Annotated in this window: 17 protein-coding genes; 2 read left to right on the top strand and 15 right to left on the bottom strand. The window is 41.2% G+C overall.

What is annotated here, in order from left to right; translation table 11 throughout:
• Positions 1–532 precede the first annotated feature (532 nt).
• Positions 533–1,603, top strand: coding sequence for an Rpn family recombination-promoting nuclease/putative transposase (locus NQ560_RS04370; protein WP_005330700.1), 1,071 nt, complete (start codon positions 533–535; stop codon positions 1,601–1,603).
• Between the two features lie 97 nt (positions 1,604–1,700).
• Here the strand turns inward: NQ560_RS04370 and NQ560_RS04365 are convergent, their stop codons facing one another.
• The 5 genes from NQ560_RS04365 to yedE form a co-directional block, all read right to left on the bottom strand.
• The gene (locus tag NQ560_RS04365; RefSeq protein ID WP_227086862.1) at positions 1,701–2,246 is read right to left on the bottom strand and encodes a hydrolase; all 546 of its coding nucleotides are present in this window, start codon (positions 2,244–2,246) and stop codon (positions 1,701–1,703) included.
• 78 nt (positions 2,247–2,324) lie between these two features.
• Positions 2,325–3,731 carry an FtsW/RodA/SpoVE family cell cycle protein gene (locus tag NQ560_RS04360; protein ID WP_227086879.1) on the bottom strand — a complete coding sequence of 469 codons (1,407 nt, stop codon included), beginning with the start codon at positions 3,729–3,731 and terminating at the stop codon, positions 2,325–2,327.
• Positions 3,715–4,050 carry a PadR family transcriptional regulator gene (locus NQ560_RS04355; protein ID WP_005330690.1) on the bottom strand — a complete coding sequence of 112 codons (336 nt, stop codon included), beginning with the start codon at positions 4,048–4,050 and terminating at the stop codon, positions 3,715–3,717. Before NQ560_RS04355 ends, NQ560_RS04360 begins: the two co-directional genes overlap by 17 nt.
• A gap of 310 nt (positions 4,051–4,360) precedes the next feature.
• Positions 4,361–4,564: a sulfurtransferase TusA family protein gene (locus tag NQ560_RS04350; protein WP_005330688.1), complete on the bottom strand. Its 204-nt coding sequence runs from the start codon at positions 4,562–4,564 to the stop codon at positions 4,361–4,363.
• 73 nt (positions 4,565–4,637) lie between these two features.
• Complete coding sequence (yedE, locus tag NQ560_RS04345; protein ID WP_005330685.1) at positions 4,638–5,738, bottom strand: YedE family putative selenium transporter; 1,101 nt, start codon at positions 5,736–5,738, stop codon at positions 4,638–4,640.
• 395 nt (positions 5,739–6,133) lie between these two features.
• Between yedE and NQ560_RS04340 the strand changes: the two genes are divergently transcribed.
• Complete coding sequence (locus NQ560_RS04340) at positions 6,134–7,360, top strand: argininosuccinate synthase (protein WP_005330680.1); 1,227 nt, start codon at positions 6,134–6,136, stop codon at positions 7,358–7,360.
• A gap of 93 nt (positions 7,361–7,453) precedes the next feature.
• Here NQ560_RS04340 and NQ560_RS04335 read toward each other — a convergent pair whose 3' ends face one another.
• The 10 genes from NQ560_RS04335 to NQ560_RS04290 all read right to left on the bottom strand — a co-directional run bounded on the left by NQ560_RS04335 (position 7,454) and on the right by NQ560_RS04290 (position 19,403).
• Positions 7,454–7,918, bottom strand: a complete 465-nt coding sequence (locus tag NQ560_RS04335) for a signal peptidase II (RefSeq protein WP_040015242.1) — start codon at positions 7,916–7,918, stop codon at positions 7,454–7,456.
• 3 nt (positions 7,919–7,921) lie between these two features.
• Complete coding sequence (locus NQ560_RS04330) at positions 7,922–8,209, bottom strand: hypothetical protein (RefSeq protein ID WP_005330671.1); 288 nt, start codon at positions 8,207–8,209, stop codon at positions 7,922–7,924.
• A 19-nt stretch (positions 8,210–8,228) separates the two neighbouring features.
• Complete coding sequence (locus NQ560_RS04325; protein WP_207635660.1) at positions 8,229–10,040, bottom strand: S8 family peptidase; 1,812 nt, start codon at positions 10,038–10,040, stop codon at positions 8,229–8,231.
• 100 nt (positions 10,041–10,140) lie between these two features.
• On the bottom strand, positions 10,141–11,571 hold the full coding sequence (gene clpX / locus NQ560_RS04320; protein ID WP_005330668.1) for an ATP-dependent Clp protease ATP-binding subunit ClpX: 1,431 nt from the start codon (positions 11,569–11,571) through the stop codon (positions 10,141–10,143).
• Between the two features lie 18 nt (positions 11,572–11,589).
• Positions 11,590–13,551 carry an NAD-dependent DNA ligase LigA gene (gene ligA, locus NQ560_RS04315; RefSeq protein ID WP_040015241.1) on the bottom strand — a complete coding sequence of 654 codons (1,962 nt, stop codon included), beginning with the start codon at positions 13,549–13,551 and terminating at the stop codon, positions 11,590–11,592.
• The gene (locus NQ560_RS04310) at positions 13,505–14,245 is read right to left on the bottom strand and encodes a pseudouridine synthase (protein WP_005330663.1); all 741 of its coding nucleotides are present in this window, start codon (positions 14,243–14,245) and stop codon (positions 13,505–13,507) included. Before NQ560_RS04310 ends, ligA begins: the two co-directional genes overlap by 47 nt.
• A 29-nt stretch (positions 14,246–14,274) precedes the next feature.
• A complete protein-coding gene (locus tag NQ560_RS04305) occupies positions 14,275–16,611 on the bottom strand; it encodes a DHHW family protein (RefSeq protein ID WP_005330660.1) in 2,337 nt (778 codons plus the stop codon).
• Positions 16,598–17,596 carry an SGNH/GDSL hydrolase family protein gene (locus tag NQ560_RS04300; protein ID WP_154104206.1) on the bottom strand — a complete coding sequence of 333 codons (999 nt, stop codon included), beginning with the start codon at positions 17,594–17,596 and terminating at the stop codon, positions 16,598–16,600. Before NQ560_RS04300 ends, NQ560_RS04305 begins: the two co-directional genes overlap by 14 nt.
• A 90-nt stretch (positions 17,597–17,686) precedes the next feature.
• Complete coding sequence (gene ribH / locus NQ560_RS04295; RefSeq protein WP_005330655.1) at positions 17,687–18,160, bottom strand: 6,7-dimethyl-8-ribityllumazine synthase; 474 nt, start codon at positions 18,158–18,160, stop codon at positions 17,687–17,689.
• A gap of 25 nt (positions 18,161–18,185) precedes the next feature.
• A complete protein-coding gene (locus tag NQ560_RS04290) occupies positions 18,186–19,403 on the bottom strand; it encodes a bifunctional 3,4-dihydroxy-2-butanone-4-phosphate synthase/GTP cyclohydrolase II (RefSeq protein ID WP_005330652.1) in 1,218 nt (405 codons plus the stop codon).
• Positions 19,404–19,423: the final 20 nt, after the last annotated feature.

Genomic DNA, 19,423 nt, shown 5'->3' with positions numbered 1-19,423 from the left:
AGCGTTTAATTTCTACAATTCATATTTTCTTTTTGTACACATCGCACATTTTCTATAACTAATATCATTTTATTTGTTTTATCTATAATCAAACCACTATCTTATCGCATTTCCAAACCTATGTTTATATGTTCCCACAAAATCTCCTGCAACATTTTGTTGCATCTATTGCCCTCACTCTTTATCTGTGCTACACTACATCTACATCAAATTTCGGGCACGATATTTTCATTATGTTTCAACGCCCATGGAAATCCACAGCCAGGATTTCGTTTCTGAATTTCATTGCTTTTTCAGCAAAGAATTCACTCAGATTTTTGATGATGTTACTCATTCACCGCAACTTTAAGTGCCCCTGCACTTGCACAAGTTGCATGCACACCGGGCAAATGTTACGGTACTTCTGAATTTTTGACAAATCCCTTTTGTATAGAATTTATTTTCATTCAATTTCTATATTGTCTTTTTATACTTACAATGTTAAAATATATTCAGAAAGTTTTTAGTTTACATTTGCTCAGAGAGGAGCGCTATGGAAACTACCAACAAGACAACTGAACATGGGGTACACAATTCAAAGATTCATGACAATGCAGCCAAGATTGTATTCGGAGACTCGACACTCTGTGCCCAATTTCTAAAAGGATACACGGATATTCCTTTTTTCATGAACATAAAGCCAGAGGATATTGAAGACGTTTCTTCACATTTTATTCCTTTATTTCAGGAATCCCGTGATTCTGACATTGTGAAGAAAATTCAGATTGAAAACACAGAGCTTTATCTGATTGCACTTATTGAACATCAATCAGAAGCAGATGCTGACATGTCTTTCAGACTGCTCAGATACATGGTTTATGTCTGGACTGATTACACTGCCACACAGGAAAAGTTACATCCTGGAATTACGGAATCCAAAGATTTTTTATATCCGCCAATCCTGCCAATTATTTATTATGAAGGCACGGGACAATGGACTTCTGCATTACATTTTAAAGACCGGGTATTCATGAGTGATATCTTTGAAGAATTCATTCCAGATTATAAATATCTAATCGTTCCTTTGAATAAGTATTCTCAAGAAGATTTAATTGAAAAAGGTGATGAACTCTCAGCTATTTTCATTCTTAACAAGCTCAAGAGTTCCTCTGATTTCAAGCATTTAAAAGAGATTCCAGAAGACTACTGGAACCAATTGACACAGAATACACCACCACACATTTTAGAGCTTATGGGCTCTGTATTTTCAGCATTTCTTCATACAATCAATGTCCCTGCTGAAGAAATCAATGACCTTACAGACCATATTACAAGGAGGCAGTTCCATATGATGTTTGATTCTTTTGAAGCATATGATGTACAGGAGACCCGGCGCATCAGCCGTGAAGAAGGGGAACGTGCTGGCCGTATTGAAGGCGAGCAGCTCTACTTAATCAAACAAGTTATTAAAAGGATAATCAAAAACTTTTCTGTTTCTCAGATAGCTACTGATTTGCTGGAACCGCTTGATACTATTCAGCCAATCTATGACCTTGCCATGAACCAGGCACCTGATTTTGATGCCGAGAAAATTTTAAAATTATTACATACAGGAAAAATATAATTTACTATCTATAGCAAAAGAGGAGGCAGCACTCATTTTTTTGAATACTGCATCCTCTTTTAACCTCTTAAATTTCCTATATTTTAGTATTTCTTCTCTATTCCTGAAATGTTTTCAATGCATCGATGGTTCTTTGAATCAGATCATCCAGGGTCCATCCAAGCATATCTGCTCCTCTTTCTATGACTTCTCTTGAGCATCCAGCCGCAAAATTCTTGCTTTTATATTTCTTTTTTACCGACTTTAGCGTCAGATCCTGCACGCTTTTCGATGGGCGCATAAGCACTACAGCTCCAATAAGCCCTGTCAGTTCATCTACTGCATACAACACCTTCTCCATCTCATGCTCTGGTTGAATATCAACCGTAATTGCATATCCATGACTTGCCGTCGCATGAATAACACGTTCGTCGACTCCTCTCTCTCTCATAATTTCCTGAGATTTGATACAATGCTCTTCTGGATATTTTTCAAAATCCAGATCATGTAAAAGACCTACAATTCCCCAGAATTCTTCCTCTTCTCCATATCCTAGTTCTTTTGCAAAATAGCGCATCGTATTCTCTACTGTCTGTGCATGCTGCAAGTGAAATTCGTCTTGATTATATTCTGTTAATAGTTCCCAGGCTTCCGCTCTCGTCATATCAGGCATCTCCAATCTTTCATATACTTTCTTTTCCTATATGTTTTATATGATATATGCCTTTTTCTATATTGTCAACTAATTTTTCACGACGTTGGTATTCCGGTACACGGACAACAATATTCCCATATAAAAGTAAGTAATCATCATGGTCATATTTCCATGAGATAAAAATGGCATATAATTTCCGCTAATCGGATAAAGTCCTGCATTTACTCCAATATAGAACAATGACTGTAAAATCAAAAATATTACACAGCCGATGCTGAGCATATATCCCAGGCGATTCTTCTGTTTTACCGCCATTCGAAGCAATAGAGCCATAAATACCGCAAATACTACAACCAGAAAAACTCCTTTTACATTTCCCAAATAATGGAACAGGTATGTCCAAATATAATCATTTCTTGCATAATTATAAAGCGTGACAGCTTCTACTTCTGTGGCACCATTATATGGATCCGTTACTTCTAGTTTCCCGGAAGACTGCGACTCATGCCATTTACTTGAGTTTGGATCTTTTGCAGCATTTGCTACGTCTGCAACCGCACCTCTTGTATAATCCCAGTGTTCTCCGGTAATTAAAGCTTCCAGTCGATGTACCTGATAATCTGTAACGAAACGTCCATTACACCAAAATGTTATTCCGGACATCAGTAGCAGGCAGATTCCAATCACACCCCACATCCTGGTCAAAAATTTCTTTTTATTTTCTCCAAACCAGCCCTTACAGACCGCCACATGCAGTAAGACCAGCCCTGTAATTCCTGTAACAACTGCAGATGACATAAATGGTATCATCAAATCGGTAAGTACTGATATTCCAAGACACACGGTACTAATGATCAGTCCTTTCGTTCCTTTTCTGCGGAAATGATAAATTGTCCCTGCGTAAAAGGGAATGACCAGATAGGACAATAACATCTGAACTATACTTCTGCCATTGACCATCGGTCCAATCCACATTGTTTCATCAAAAAAGAGCTTACTAACTATAGAAAAGACTGCCGGTATCTGCATGACTGCCCAAATTGGAAATGACCACTTTACTAATATAGAATAATCCAGATAACAGATTCCTAACATGACCGCAATTCCTATTAACATTGCACTCCAAATTCCGCCATACAAAAAGTTATCTTTGAAAGCTTCCAGTGTACTCATATTCATTGTTGGAAAAGACGAAGTAACTACCGCCTGTAGGATCAGTCCCATAATACTAATAATTAAAATCGCCATCAGAACTGTCCATTCCATCTTCGGGCGGTGCACCCGGTCAAGCTTCACGCCTGCCTCCACTGGATCTCCCATCTCCACTACAGCCATCGACTCGGCTTCTTCTTCACCTAATCCATGAGCCATGAAATCCTGTTTCTGGTCTTCAATATGTGCTTCTACTTCCTCCGCGACCATGGTTCGCGCACGCTTTGTACGAATCTGTTCCGTCAAAGATTTCAAATATTCCTGTCTATCCAAAGCATACACCTCCCAGAACATTTCTCACTGCTCCGGCGTATTCTTTCCATTCTTTTTCTTTTGCCCGGAGTTGCTTCTTTCCTTCTCTTGTTATGGAATAATACTTTCTTGTCTTTCCACCCGCTTCCTGCTCGTAAGACTTTACAAACTCCTTTTCCTCCAGTCCATGAAGGAGCGGATATAATGTTCCTGCTTTTAACTCAAATACATTCTCTGACTTCTCCCTCAAAGTCTCGATCATCTCATAACCATACATGTCTTTCTCTTCCAGAAGCTTAAGAATCAACATCATCGTGCTTCCGGACACCAGGCTTTTATCTACTGCCATTTTATACCTCCCCTTTCTTTTTCAATTCAGAATCTTTTTAATCAGTTCTGATTTTTGCATTCATATCTACCCTGCCGACACATCTTATCCGATATAACTGATATAAATTGACTTTCATCATTAAAACAATGTTTTATATCGGCAATCGATATATCGGTTATCTATATAGTATATCGACAATTGATATATGTCAAGCATTTTCTGTAGATAGATATGTGCGAGATATGTGCAAAGATATATGCAAAGAAGCAGCCGTTTTCACGACTGCTCCTGAACTTCCATATGCGTCTGATGCCTAAATCAGGAAATCTTATTCAATGACGATTTCAAACTCGTCCCCAACTTCCTTTGATGTTGGTTTCTTTCCCTGACTCTTTGCATATTTTTCAACATTTTCTTTCTGTACCGGCTCACTTACCAATACTTTAATTGGACCTTTTTCATTCTTCAGAGCCTCTGCTGTCAACATGATCGGCTCTGGGCAGGAAAGTCCTCTTGCATCTACTTCTACCATATCTATATACTCCTTTCAGACATTATTTTCAGCTATTCTGTTATAATTATTTCATCTGAATTTCTTTCTGTTCTTATTTCTTAGCTGTCTCTCTCTTGCATGTAAATGCTATGATGAACAGAACTACGATGCAAAGAATACATGCAACTTTTCCGTTAGTTGGAACTGCTCCGGCTACAACAGCTTTTGTCTCCGGGTTAAGTGCTGTTCCACTTGCTGCAAGTCCGAAGTTGTGGCAGATTGCTGCTCCTACGAACATTCCGATTACAGTGACTCCTGAATCAGAAGATCCCTGTCCTGCAAGGATTAACTGACGAAGCGGGCATCCACCTGCAAGAACTGCTGCAAATCCAACTGTATACATACCAAGGATATTCCACAAGTGTTCAGAATGTGCAATAACTCCTGGTGTGTTAAATCCTACTACAAATTTTCCTGTTGCAATATTGAAGATCAGCATTACAACGAAAAGTCCGCCAATAACAGATAATAAATCAAAGTTCTTCATAATAATGACATCACGGATTCCACCTGCAAAGCACATTCTTGATTTCTGAGCCATAGCTCCGAAGATCAGGCCTCCTACAAGAGACATAATGATTGGTGCGTGTAAACTTCCCGGACCAGCCGCACTTACTTTCAAAAGTGATGTGCATGTTGCAAGAATCAAAATTCCAACAACGATGACCGGAAGTACTGCTCCACTTGCTTTTGTTGTTGCCTGTGCTCTTCCAAGGCTGAATCCCTGTTTCAGAGCAAATACACCAGTTGCTACTCCAAGAATAAATCCGATAAGTGCTACCCATGCATTTAAATCACCGGCTGACATACGAAGTACCATACGAAGCGGGCATCCCAGGAATACGAGTGCTCCGATCATAATGATCACACCAAGTACAAAACGAATCATCGGTGAAGATCCACCTGTAGAGCGGAATTCTTTTGTCGCAATTGAAATAATAAATGCACCAAGAACCAGACCGATAATCTCTGGTCTTGCATACATTACTGCTTCAGCCTGATGCATCCCCATTGCACCAGCTGTATCACGGATAAAACATGCGATACAGAATGCCATATTTGCCGGGTTACCAAAATATGCAAGACATGCTGCTACAAGTCCGCATATCACACCTGCCAACGCAAGTGTTTTCTTTGAGCCTGTTAAATTCATTTTTTTTCCTCCTCCAATAACATAACTCTCGTCTTTAGATTACAACTTCTATTTTAGTTTCTTTTTTTCGACACGTCCAATTGATAAATGCATTAAATCCCTTATATTTATTGTTAATGTTTATACATATTGCATATCATATTAATAGGATTAGTGCTTATATTTTTTCTGTATTTTCTTTATTTTTCTTGTATTTACTATTTTCTTCCTGTTTCTTCATTTATACAACTCTCCGTTTTTATACATTTCCAATGCATATTTTGCATATTAAAAAGATTTTTCCATTTTTTTCTTGCATATTTATGAATTTAGGTGTATAGTATGATTTGCGATTGCAAATAAGATATTTTCTTATTAGAATAGAAAGTAAATGATACATTAGGAGGATTTCGAAAATGAAAGAAAAAGTCGTATTAGCATATTCAGGCGGACTGGACACAACTGCTGTTATTCCGTGGTTAAAAGAGACATTTGGCTATGATGTAATCTGCTGCTGCATTAACTGTGGACAGGGCGAGGAGTTAGATGGTCTGGAAGAAAGAGCAAAGATGGCTGGTGCTTCCAAATTATACATCGAGGATATCATTGATGATTTCTGCGACAACTACATCATGCCTTGTGTAAAGGCTCATGCAGTATATGAGAATAAATATTTACTCGGAACAGCTATGGCTCGTCCGGCAATTGCTAAGAAATTAGTTGAAATTGCAAGAAAAGAAGGTGCTGTAGCAATCTGCCACGGTGCTACTGGTAAAGGAAATGACCAGATTCGTTTCGAGCTTGGTATCACAGCACTTGCTCCAGACATCAAGATCATTGCTCCTTGGAGAATGACAGATCTCTGGAAGATGGAATCCCGTGAAGACGAGATTGCTTACTGTAAAGCACATGGTATCGACCTTCCATTTGATGCCAGCCACAGCTACAGCCGTGACCGTAACTTATGGCACATCAGCCATGAAGGGCTTGAGCTTGAGGATCCTTCCTGCGAGCCAAACTATGAGCATCTGCTCGTACTTGGTGTTACACCAGAAAAAGCTCCGGATGCGGGTGAATATGTAACCATGACATTTGAAAAAGGTGTACCAACAAGTATAAACGGACAGCAGATGAAAGTATCTGAGATCATCATGAAACTTAATGAGCTCGGTGCCAAACACGGAATCGGTATCTGCGACATCGTAGAGAACCGTGTTGTAGGTATGAAATCCCGTGGTGTATATGAGACACCTGGCGGAACAATCCTTTACGAGGCACATCAGCAGTTAGAGGAGTTAGTTCTTGACCGTGCTACGACAGAAGTTAAGAAAGATATGGGAAATAAACTTTCTCAGGTTGTTTATGAAGGAAAATGGTTTACACCACTTCGCGAGGCAATCCAGGCATTTGTTGAGTCAACTCAGGAGTACGTAACAGGAGAAGTGAAATTCAAACTTTACAAAGGTAACATCATCAAAGCCGGAACAACTTCACCGTACTCACTTTACAATGAGTCTCTTGCAAGCTTCACAACTGGTGACCTTTATGACCACCACGACGCTGACGGATTTATCAATCTGTTCGGACTGCCGCTTAAGGTTCGCGCTATGAAGCTTCAGGAAGTAAAGAGCAATAAGAAATAATTCTTGAAACCATAATTAAAATAATCATAAAAAATAGTGTGTAGATTATCTTTGCAATGACCTACACACTATTTTTATTTAAGAATGCTTTTTCTATCTTCGGAATATCTTCGCTACGCCTGTCACTGCTGCCCCAATTACTACATACACATCTGCCAGGTTCGCGGTGAGTCTTCGAAATCTGCTGTTTTTCCACTGGATTCCGATATAATCAATGACTTTTCCACGAATCAGTCTGTCATAGGTATTACTGATTGCACCGGCTGTCAAAAATACCATGCCGAATTTTCTGAGCCATTTCCCTTTTTTGAGAAAGAGCCATGCATCATAAATTGCAAGCCCGGCACACAAGATACCAGATGTCTTTCTCACCAGCTCCGGCTTCTTATCCAGTGTATTAAAACAGAAGCCTTTATTATAAACCTTCCGGAGCACAACTTTGTCCAGAATTGTCTCCCGTTCTTCCTCTTCTTCAAAATTCTCCTCAATGTACTGCTTAATGCCCATGTCCACGCACACCAGCACAACGAGAAGTCCTCCTGCTGCCATCAATAACATCTGCTATACCTCCTGAATCTTGCGTATCTCCTCCTGGCACTGTACTGCTTCTTCCTCTCTCTTTTCGATTGATTCGCACAGGGCAATGTACTCTAAGTCCGCCACTTCTCCTGCTTTGAATTTTTCATAAATCTTCTTTCCGATTTCGATGTAATCCCTTTCATTGGCACGATCCAGAGAACGAATCTGGCTTTTGATACGCTGCACTTCCAGGGTATCTTCCGTCTTCTTTCCAAAGTCCTCTGCTACGTCTGAAATTTTCTTTCCTAACTGCTCAAAAAAGTCTGCCATATTGTACCTCTCCTATCTGTTATAATCTTCTCAATCTGTCCAGCGATTGATACAGGTCCATCGTTCCATAGCCCCACTGTCGGTTCGGGAATTCTGAAAATGTGTTCTGCTGTGCTCCTAATATGATAATATTTGCCACCTGACTTGTGGTAACTCTTGTCGGAATCGGCTGGTTCAAAATCCATTCCATGATCATCGCACAGGCTCCGGCTGTGATTCCCGTTGCCACACTGGAACCGCTTCGCCTTACAAATGTTCCATTTACCCCTGCTCCCAAAACCTGGACTCCTGGAACTGCAAAATCAGGTTTTATTCTCTTGTCTCTAGTATAACCTCTGCCAGAATTAATATCAACACTCTTATCTGCTCCCCTGTAATAAGCAACCGTGATTGGATCATCGGTATTCGCAGGCTCTGTCAATGTCACGTCCGGACTTGCCTCCAGAAAATATACATTTCCATCAAGAAATTCCCGCACCGGAAGCCAGATGTGAAACTCTCCATCTGCACGCCCCAGCGACTGTACTCCTATCTTCCAGATACCCTGTGCCGGACGATCGAATTTCAAAAACAAAAGCTGGGATCTTCCATCCCGCAAAAACAACTGGTATTCCACATCCACAACCGTCTGCTCAAAGGGAAATGTAAGCTGATAGCGACTTCCCTGCCGAATGGAAATCACCGGACTTCTCTCCCCAGACGGAGATATAAGATACGCTGTCACAATATTGGGAATGGTCCCCCATAATTCTGCTACAAATCCCGTATTTCCACTTTCGACACGCATTTCCACTTCCTGAACCTCTCCTACCTGATTCAGTTTTCCCTGAAAATGATGTCGTTCATTTGCCTCATTTCCTCCTCCGATAACCACGCACCGATCTACCAGTCTGGAATAGCTTCCGAGAATCCGCGACAAACTGGACATTCCATTATGTCCGCCAAGATTCGTTCCAAGAGCCACACACATAACAAGGGGCTTCTGTTTTTTCAGTGCCAGAAGATGCAGATACCGAAGTCCCTGCACAATATCTGTCTCCTGATAACACACTGCCTTCTGTCGTATTCCATAAAATTTTCGCAGATAATCTTTCGCTTCTTTTAACTTCACTACTGCAATTTCAGCCTCTGATGCCGCCCCGGTAAAACCTTCCTGGATATTTTCTCCACCTGCTGCCACACTTGCTAAAAATGTACCATGTCCATTTTCATCGCTTACTGGCACAATTTCCTTTGGATTGTCACTTTTCAGTGCCTGATTAATCTGATTATTCGTATACTCACTTCCATATGTAAATGTATCCGGTGGCTGACCGTTCTGGTCAGTCTGATCCCATATCGCCGTGATTCGACTGCTTCCATCTATGTTTCGAAAGATTTCATTTTCATAGTCTATTCCTGTATCCAAAAATCCAATCATAATTCCTTTTCCTCGAAGATTAAGACCCGGGTAATTCTGAAGCACACTGATTCCTGTCTCATTCATAGCTTCCATATCCAACAGTGCATAGCAATTTGGAATGCTGTTATAACCATAAGCCGCAATGCTTAGTTCTTCCCCTAGACTTTGATCCACATATGCTACACGATAGCCAAAGCCAAGGCTCTGCACACAAATCTGGCTCTTGGGATAGACCAGTTCCTGATCTAACCGGTAATTCGGGATAATAAAATCCCGAAAATCCTGAGAGAGGATTTTTTCACGGCATGAAGTATCTCCTTTCTCTTCCTCCTTCTGCTGTGTTGCTATCACTCTCTCCTTTAAAACATTGTTTTTTGTATTTTTTCGTGTCTTTAGCAACGTATTTATTTCTCCATAACTATCATTCATAAAAAAGAAAACACCTCGTATACTTTTCATATGTATATGAGATGTTTTCTTATTTTATTATTGGGCATTATCTTCTATATTTTTATAACTACCTTACTATCTATGCCTGACTTTCTAATCTCGGCACTTCCTGCCCTCTCAGTGTAATAATCGGACCACCAGTATTTTCTATGTACTCCTGTGTAATCGTCACTTGACCAATGCTGTCATCTTTCGGGATTTCATACATGATATCCAGCATAAATTCTTCGATAATCGCACGAAGGGCTCTCGCTCCTGTATCCTTCTCCATTGCCTTTTTCGCAATTGCACGTAATGCACCTTCTGTGAAATCGAGCTTCACTTCATCCAGTGCAAGAAGTTTCTGATACTGCTTCAGAATTGCATTCTTTGGCTCCTCCAGAATCTTCACATACATATCTTCTGTGAGTCCCTGTAATGTAAAGACTACCGGAAGTCGTCCCAGGAACTCCGGGATCATACCAAAGTTTCTAAGATCTTCTGTTGTTACCTTCTCAAGAATCTTCTTATCATGATCATATTTATCTTTCAGATCTGCGCCAAATCCAATTGCAGACTGCTTTGTAAGTCTCTCTTTGATGATGCTGTCCAGATCCGGAAATGCTCCTCCACAGATAAATAAAATGTTCTTTGTATTGACTGTTGTGAGCGGAACCATCGCATTTTTACTATTAGCTCCAACCGGAACTTCCACTTCGCTTCCTTCTAAAAGCTTCAGCATTCCCTGCTGTACGGACTCTCCACTGACATCACGCTGACTCGCATTTTTCTTTTTTGCAATCTTATCAATCTCATCAATAAAAATGATTCCCTGTTCTGCTTTTTCCACATCGTTATCCGCTGCTGCCAGAAGCTTGGATACAACGCTTTCGATATCATCTCCAATATAACCTGCTTCCGTCAGAGATGTAGCATCTGTAATCGCAAGCGGCACATCCAGAATTCTTGCCAGCGTCTTGACAAGATAAGTCTTACCGGAACCTGTAGGTCCAATCATCAGCATGTTAGATTTCTCAATCTCAATGTCGTCCATAGAATCCGTTGCCACACGCTTGTAATGGTTGTATACAGCAACAGACATCACTTTCTTGGCATATTCCTGTCCGACTACATACTCGTCCAGGCTCGCCTTGATCTTATGCGGTGCCGGAAGGTTATGAATGTCAACGAGCGGCGTTGCCTTCTCGCCTTCTTTTTTCTTCTTCACGCGCTGCTGCTTTGGAATCTGCTGGCTCATATCATCAATATTTAAGAACTGAACTCCCGGCATATTCATAAGCTGGCTATAATCAATCGCACCACCGAAGTTCATATTATTCATAGCATCAAAACTCTTTTGCATACAGTCATTGCACACACACATATTGTTCGGAAGATTGATCATCTTTCCAGCCACACTCTCTGGTCTGTGGCAGACAAAGCAGACTTTCTCATATTCATCATCGTTATGATTGTCATTGCTATTATTATCGTTGTTATCAATTGTATCTACATAATCCTGTTCAGACATGGTTCTTTCCCTTCTTTCCTACTTTTGTTCCTCTACCATCTTAATGAACTGCTCCTCCGAAATAATCGGAACTCCCAGTTCGTTTGCTTTTTTATTCTTTGATGAAGTCGATGTCACATCATTATTGATTAGGTAATTTGTTTTGGAAGTGACAGATCCCGTAACTTTTCCTCCCAGGCTCTCAATCAGTTCCTTGACCTCTCCTCTGTTTGCAAAATGTTCCACACTTCCGGTAATAACAAAGTTCACTCCGGCAAAGATCTGTTGACTCTCTGATTCTTCTTCCTTTGGAATCTCAAGCTCTGCAATCAGTCGCTTTAAGCTTTCTACATGCTTCTCATCCTGAAAATAAGTTACAAATGCGCCGGCAAGTACTTCGCCTACTCCCTGAATCTCTGCAAGTTCTTCTGCAGTAGCATGAATCATACGATCCACATCACCGGAAAATTCTCTGCAGATGACCTTCGCATTTGCAAGACCAATTCCCGGAATTCCAAGTGCATAGATTACTTTCGGAAGTGTCGTCACTTTTGCTTTCTCCACATTTGCGATCAGGTTCTTGTAGGATTTTTCTCCAAAACCTTCCATAGTCTGAATCTCTTCCTGCCATTTATCCAAATGGAAAATGTCTGTGAATTCCTTTATAAATCCACGGTCAATAAACTTCTCCAGCGTTGCCTCTGACAAACCTTCAATATTCAAAGCGTCACGGCTCGCAAAAAGTGCAAATGCTTTGACATGCTTTGCCTGACATTCCGGATTGGTACAATACAGTGCTTTTGCATTGCTGACCTGGCGAATCTCTGTCTTGCCGCCACAGACCGGACAGACTTTTGGAATATCTTTCACACCACTTCTTGTCAGATTCTGTGCAATCTGCGGAATGATCATATTAGCCTTATAAACTTCAATCTCATCCCCCACACCAAGTTCCAGTTCTTCCATAATACTGATGTTGTGGACACTAGCACGGCTCACTGTCGTTCCCTCCAGCTCCACCGGTTCAAAGATAGCGACCGGATTGATGAGTCCTGTTCTAGATGGACTCCACTCAATCTCCAAAAGCTTTGTCTGGCGAATCTCATCAGCCCATTTAAATGCAAATGAATCTCGTGGAAACTTAGACGTCCGCCCCAGTGATCTTCCATACGCTATATCATCATATACTAACACAAGTCCGTCGGACGGGAAATCGTTCTCGGCAATTTTTTCTGAAAATTTAATAACTTCCGCCTCTACTGTGTCTCTTATTACTTCGTGGTATTCTACTACTTCAAATCCCTGCTCTTTCAGCCATTCCATCTGACAGGCTCTGGAATTGTGGAAATCCACATCTTTTGCACTGACCAGTGTAAATGCATAGAATTTTACATTTCTTTTTGCTGTAATCTCACTGTTCAGCTGGCGTACAGAACCACTGCAGAGATTACGCGGATTTTTATATTTGGCTTCTGCTTCCTGAATCTGTTCATTAATCTTCTCAAAATCTTTATAGCCGATCACTGCTTCGCCGCGCAGTATCAGCTCACCTTGATAGCTGATCTGAAGCGGTACATTTTTAAAGACTTTTGCATTGTTTGTGATGACCTCGCCTACTTCTCCATTTCCACGAGTGACTGCCTTAAAAAGATGTCCGCCCCGGTAAGTCAGAACAATGGTAAGTCCGTCCATTTTCCAGGACATCAGTGCCTTCTGATCTCCCACAAAATTCTTTAATTCCTCTACATCTTTCGTCTTGTCCAAAGAAAGCATTGGGCTTTCATGCCGTTCTTTTGGGAGTTCACTGACCACTTCATATCCGACTCGCACCGTCGGACTGTTGGAAAGTGTGATCCCTAGCTCACGCTCCAATTCCTGAAGTTCATCATAAAGCTTGTCGTACTCATAGTTGCTCATGATTTCTTCTGCGTCTTGATAATATGCTTTTGATGCTTTATTCAAAAGCTCCACCAGTTCCTTCATGCGTTCCTGCCTGTTCATATAGCTTCTTTAACTCCTGTCCTTCTATTTTTCGCACTGCTCCACTCTTTAAGCTTCCCAGTTCTACATTCATAATTCTTATTCTTACAAGCTTTGTCACTTTATATCCAAGTGCTTCGCACATTCTCCGGATCTGACGGTTCAGCCCCTGTGTCAGAATAATGGAAAATGTGTACTTTCCAATCTGCTTTACCTCACATGGTCTTGTTACCGCATCCAGATTCTTTTCCACGTCCTGTATATGCACACCCTCTGACATCTGCCGCACAAATTCTGAAGTAATTTCTTTATCCACGCGGACATGATATTCCTTTTCATGATGATATCTCGCCCGCATCATACTGTTGATCAGTTCTCCATCATTTGTCATAATAAGGAGGCCTTCCGAATCTTTATCCAGTCTTCCTGCATAGGTTACGCGCACCGGATAATGCAGGAAACGTATGATATTATTTTTCACTTTCATATCCCCGGTACACACGATACCTGCCGGTTTGTTGACTGCCAGAACAACCTTCTGTTCTGCACCCTGGATCACTTTTTTCCCGACACAGATTTTCTGCTCCTCTGACACTTTCATGCCCGGTACAGCCCGTACACCATCCACCGTCACACGTCCCGCCTCTATGAGACGGTCCGCCTCTCTTCTGGAGCAGACACCTGCCTCACTGAGGTATTTATTTAATCTTATCATTTACTAACACTCCAATTACTTTGCAGTTCCTATTCTGCCTTATCCGTTGTCAAAATACTACTCAGCTTGTCATCCTGTACAAAATTATTGCAATCGTACAAAAACAGCACACTTGTAATTTTATTCTTATCTAACAGATCCGACACATGCTTCTGATAATAATCTGCATCTACCACGATGATCTCCCTGTAATATGGAATTAAAAATGGAATCATACAGTCTGCAAAGGAATCCTTCACCAGAAGCAGCCGGTCCGTGCTGTCTGCTGTCGTGCGGATATCTATTTTATCATAATCTCCACCGAGAAATACTTCATACGCATCAGGTTCGTCCAGTTTTGTACGGTCATAAAGCTCTGCTGTCTTTATGCCCTCAGACTCATAACTTGCCACCATCTGCGTGTTGTCGGAAGCATTTTCCGTTAAATATGCGTAAATCGGTTCACGGTATCCACTTTCAAATCCACTTGTTCGGGAAAGATTTCCACTGAAATCACCGGTCACTACATAAGGTTTTAAAGCCGGTGCTTTCGAAGTGTCAAGCCCCAGATCTGAAGCAATCTGCTGCCATACAAGACTAGCTCCAAGCGTTGTCCAGCGGGAATCTGTGTGGTAATAAATTTCCTTATCTTTATTCGCATTTAGAACACCTTGTGCATCAATCCAGTTCACACTGTCTCCAAGCATGCTCTGAATCTGTGCAATCTGCACTGTCTGATCTTCCACCGGAGCATAAGAAGGAAGCTTATCTGCCCATACATTTGCAGCATCCGGAATCAGTGCCATATACATCGGCACATCGGAATAATCCTCGGCAAGCGCTGTAATCGCGTCCACATTTGCCTGAATCTTCTTTTCATCCAGCTTGTTAATATCCGCCAGAAGATACTGGTTCTTTCCTCGGTACACACCGTTCACGTCCCGTCTTCCAAGAACTGTATCCAGTTTCGCCTGGGTATCTTTCACCGTCTCTTTGAAAAATGTCCTTCCTGCTCCTGTCACATTCACAAGACACAGGATCATAATCACGGCTGCGAATACAAATACTGCACTTCTGCCTCGCTCCAGACGTTTTTTATTCTTTTCTTTTTTATCTTTCTTTCCAAATACCAGAATCTTCTTCCAGATAAGATTCGGAAGTGGTGTACTTGCAAGAAATGCCACTACAAGAACGAGCACATTTCCAAGGAAAAGATATCTTCCCATGATACCAACCACATCGCCTCCGCCAAATCCAAACATCACTTTCAGATAACCAAATGACGCTGCCGGTGTCTTACCGAAGAAAAATACCCAGCCAAGCGCTGTGAAAAACCATGTATAAATCTGTCCAAGCACAGGTGGTAATCTCTTTAAAAATGGCAATGCATAACGCTCCACGATCTGCCAGAATGCAAGGTAGATACCCCAGAGCAATCCACCTGTGACCGTTACCTGCCACGGTGCATTCTTCCACATACCTGCATACCAAAGTCCCATCAGAATTCCGGATACAAGTGTTCCAAGCCAGCCGCCCCAGAGTGGTTCACAGATGTAATCCCAGAACCATGCAAAAACAGAGCTGTTAAAACGTCGTACAAATGTTGTTATGTTACGTGCTACATATGGATAGCGGAAATTTTTCTTCACATCAAATCCAAGCATTCTGCAAAGTCCCACTGCCATATCACAATATCCACTGAACGCAAAGTAAATCTGGAACATGAAGGTTGCACATCCCAGCCATGCACCAAACACAGACAACTCGCCTGCCTTCAAAGACATGATCTTGGTGAATGAATCTGCCAGGTAATCTGCAATGATAACTTTCTTTGCAAAACCACATACAAATAAAGCAATTCCTTCGCCAGCCTTTGCCCAGGACAATTTGCGAGTCTTTAATTCCTTTCGGATCTGCGGATATTTTACGACCGGTCCTGCCAGGAACAACGGAAACATTGCTATGTAAACAGCAAAATCCAGAATACTTTTCTGAGCCTTTACATTTCCCCGGTGAATCTCAATCAGATAAGAAAGCACCTGTAAGATACAGATTCCTATTCCGACCGGCACTTCCGAAATAAAGCCCACGCGTTGTCCGATAAATGCAAAGAACACATATACTATAATATTAATCAGTATGCTTCCAGCAAATAACTGCTCCGTACTCCTTCTTCTTCGCATGTAGCCTTCCATCTGAATTCCTACAGCATAATTAAACAATATAAAAAATGCCAGAACGACCAGATTGACCGGGGCTCCCCATGCAAAAAAAACTGCTCCCCCTGCAACCAGGGCAATGTCTTTTATCTTTCCCGGAAGCAGATAATACAATATGAAAATAACTGGTAAAAATACACATATAAATGCGATACTATTGAATAACATAATTTCTAAACGCTGCCTCCAGAATTTTATTAATACAAGCCTCATAATAGGCTTTTGTCATTGTACTTCCGTCCTCCCCATAATAAGAAGCGTCCGTAAGATCTGTTGTGTCTACATATTTCACTTTTTCTTCCTTACAAAGAGCCTTCAAAGCTTCATTGTATGAAGTTACATCCAGCGCGGTACTCATCTTGGACAAACTACTATCATCTGATGATGTATCACTATCACTATTGCTCTTAGAATCTGTGCTGCTCTTAGAATCTGTACTGCTCTTAAGATCCGAGTTGTCAGTTGTATCTTTAGCATCTGAATCTGAATCAGTATCTGAATCTGAATCAGTATCTGAATCGGCTGAACCTGTCTCATCACCTGTACTTGTCAGTGACAGGTATGCCGGGATACTGCATACATAAACTTTCGTATCCGGCAATGCTGCTTTCACCTGCTCAACAAAGCTTTTGTAATTCGCTGCAAATGCATCCGCTGTCTCTCCACTGACTGCTACATCTCCTCTTCCGATACAGAGGATAAGCTTCTGTGGTGCAGTCTCTGCTTCTGTTACGGCTGTCAAAAGCTCATTTAATCCGGAACCTTCCGCATCGCTGACCGTTGCTCCATCCTTTGACTTCACCTGCGACTTACTCAAGATGTCATTCTGTCTGAAGCCAAGTGCAGTACTGTCGCCAAGCACAATGCAGCCATCCATTTTTTCTTTTGCAGACTTTGCTTTCCACGCTGCCGCCTCATCTGCTTCTGTCTGCTCTAATTCCTGAATCTTGGCATCAATCTTCTGAACATTGGCATCTTCCAGTTCTGTCAGTTTCTTTACTCCTTCTGTTGCATCCACTCGCGGATTCATCATTCGTGTTCCAATAATCAGCGCACCGATCAAAAACAAGAGGATTACCGCAACAATCGCAAAACGAAGCACTTTATCCGGCTCCATTTTTTCCTTCATTTTTTCTTTATTCTTTTCAAACATTTTCATTCTCCAATAAACAAATAAACTATGTACATCTTTAAAAAGACATACATAGTTTATTTTACTTTGTATAAGAATAAAAGTCAAATTTTATAACTGTTTTATCAGATTCACCATCTCAATTGCTGATAACGCACAATCATAACCTTTATTTCCAGCTTTACTTCCGGCACGTGCAATTGCCTGTTCAATATTTTCTGTTGTAATGATTCCAAATAAAACAGGAATACCTGTTGCAAGCTCGATCTGTGCAATTCCTTTTGCTGACTCGTTACATACCAGATCATAATGAGATGTATCTCCACGAATAACTGCACCTACGCAGATGACTGCATCGTACTTTCCTGACTGCGCCATTTTCTGCGCTGTGATTGGTATTTCAAATGCTCCCGGCACCCATGCTGCTGTAATATTTTCTTCTTCTACACCATGTCTCACAAGTCCGTCAACAGCTCCGCCTAATAACTTATTGACAATAATTTCATTAAATCTGGCTGCTACGATTCCGACTTTCATTCCCTCTGGTGCTACTACTTTTCCTTCAATTACCTGAATCTGTTTCATGTTCTTCTTCCTCCTGCATTCTTTTTTATAATTGTATTTCTTTGAAAATGTGTCCCATTTTTTCCTGTTTTGTTTTCATATAATTCAGATCATATTTTTGTGGCTGGATCTCTAATGGTACTCTTTCCTTAATTTCCAGTCCGAAATCCTGAAGCCCATAGACTTTATCCGGGTTATTGGTAAGAAGTCTTAAGGATTTCACGCCCAGGTCTGATAAAATCTGAGCTCCGACCCAGTACTCTCTGAGATCTGGGGCAAATCCCAGTTGAACATTCGCCTCGACTGTATCATATCCACGTTCCTGAAGTTCATATGCTTTGATTTTATTGATCAGTCCGATTCCTCTTCCCTCCTGTCTCATGTAGAGAATGATTCCTCTTCCCTCTTCCTCCACCTGGCGCATTGCCGTCTGAAGCTGCAATCCGCAGTCACAGCGAAGAGAACCAAAAGCATCTCCGGTCAGGCATTCTGAATGGACTCTGCAAAGTACATTTTCTCCCTCCCCGATTTCTCCTTTTACCAAAGCAAGATGATGCTCTCCTGTAATGTCATTCACATATCCATGAATCTTAAATTCTCCATACTGTGTTGGAAGATCTGCCACCGCCTCTTCTTTTACATGCTTTTCATGAATTCTTAAATAATCCTGCAAATCTTTGATTGTGATAAATGTAAGATGATACTTATGAGCCAGCTCCCAGAGTTCTGATGTACGCATCATCGTTCCGTCTTCTTTCATGATTTCACAACATACGCCACATTCTTTCAGCCCCGCCAGTCTTACAAGATCTGTCGTTGCTTCTGTGTGACCGTTACGCACAAGTACACCGCCTTTTTTTGCCACCAGCGGGAATACATGGCCCGGTCTTCTGAAATCTTCTGGTCTTGATGTATCATCCACACATTTCATCATTGTATATGCACGTTCTGCTGCCGATATACCGGTTGTTGTATCTACGTGATCAATCGATACCGTAAATGCTGTTTCATGATTATCGGTATTTTCTGAAACCATCTGTGGAAAATTAAGCTTTGCTGCCAGTTCTGCACTCATCGGCGTACAGATCAGTCCCTTTGCATGCGTTGCCATAAAATTAATATTTTCCTGGGTCGCAAACTGAGCAGCACAGATCATGTCTCCTTCATTTTCTCTGTCCGGGTCATCTGTAACAAGAATGATCTTTCCATCTTGTAAATCCCGGATTGCCTCTTCTACTGTATTATATTGATACTTTTGTTCCATCTGTTCTTCCTCCGTTATTC

It is taken from the genome of Dorea formicigenerans (genome assembly GCF_025150245.1).
Classification (GTDB): domain Bacteria; phylum Bacillota; class Clostridia; order Lachnospirales; family Lachnospiraceae; genus Dorea; species Dorea formicigenerans.
The sequence above is the reverse complement of the archived record's forward strand: the minus strand, read 5'-3'. Positions and strand labels throughout refer to the sequence as shown.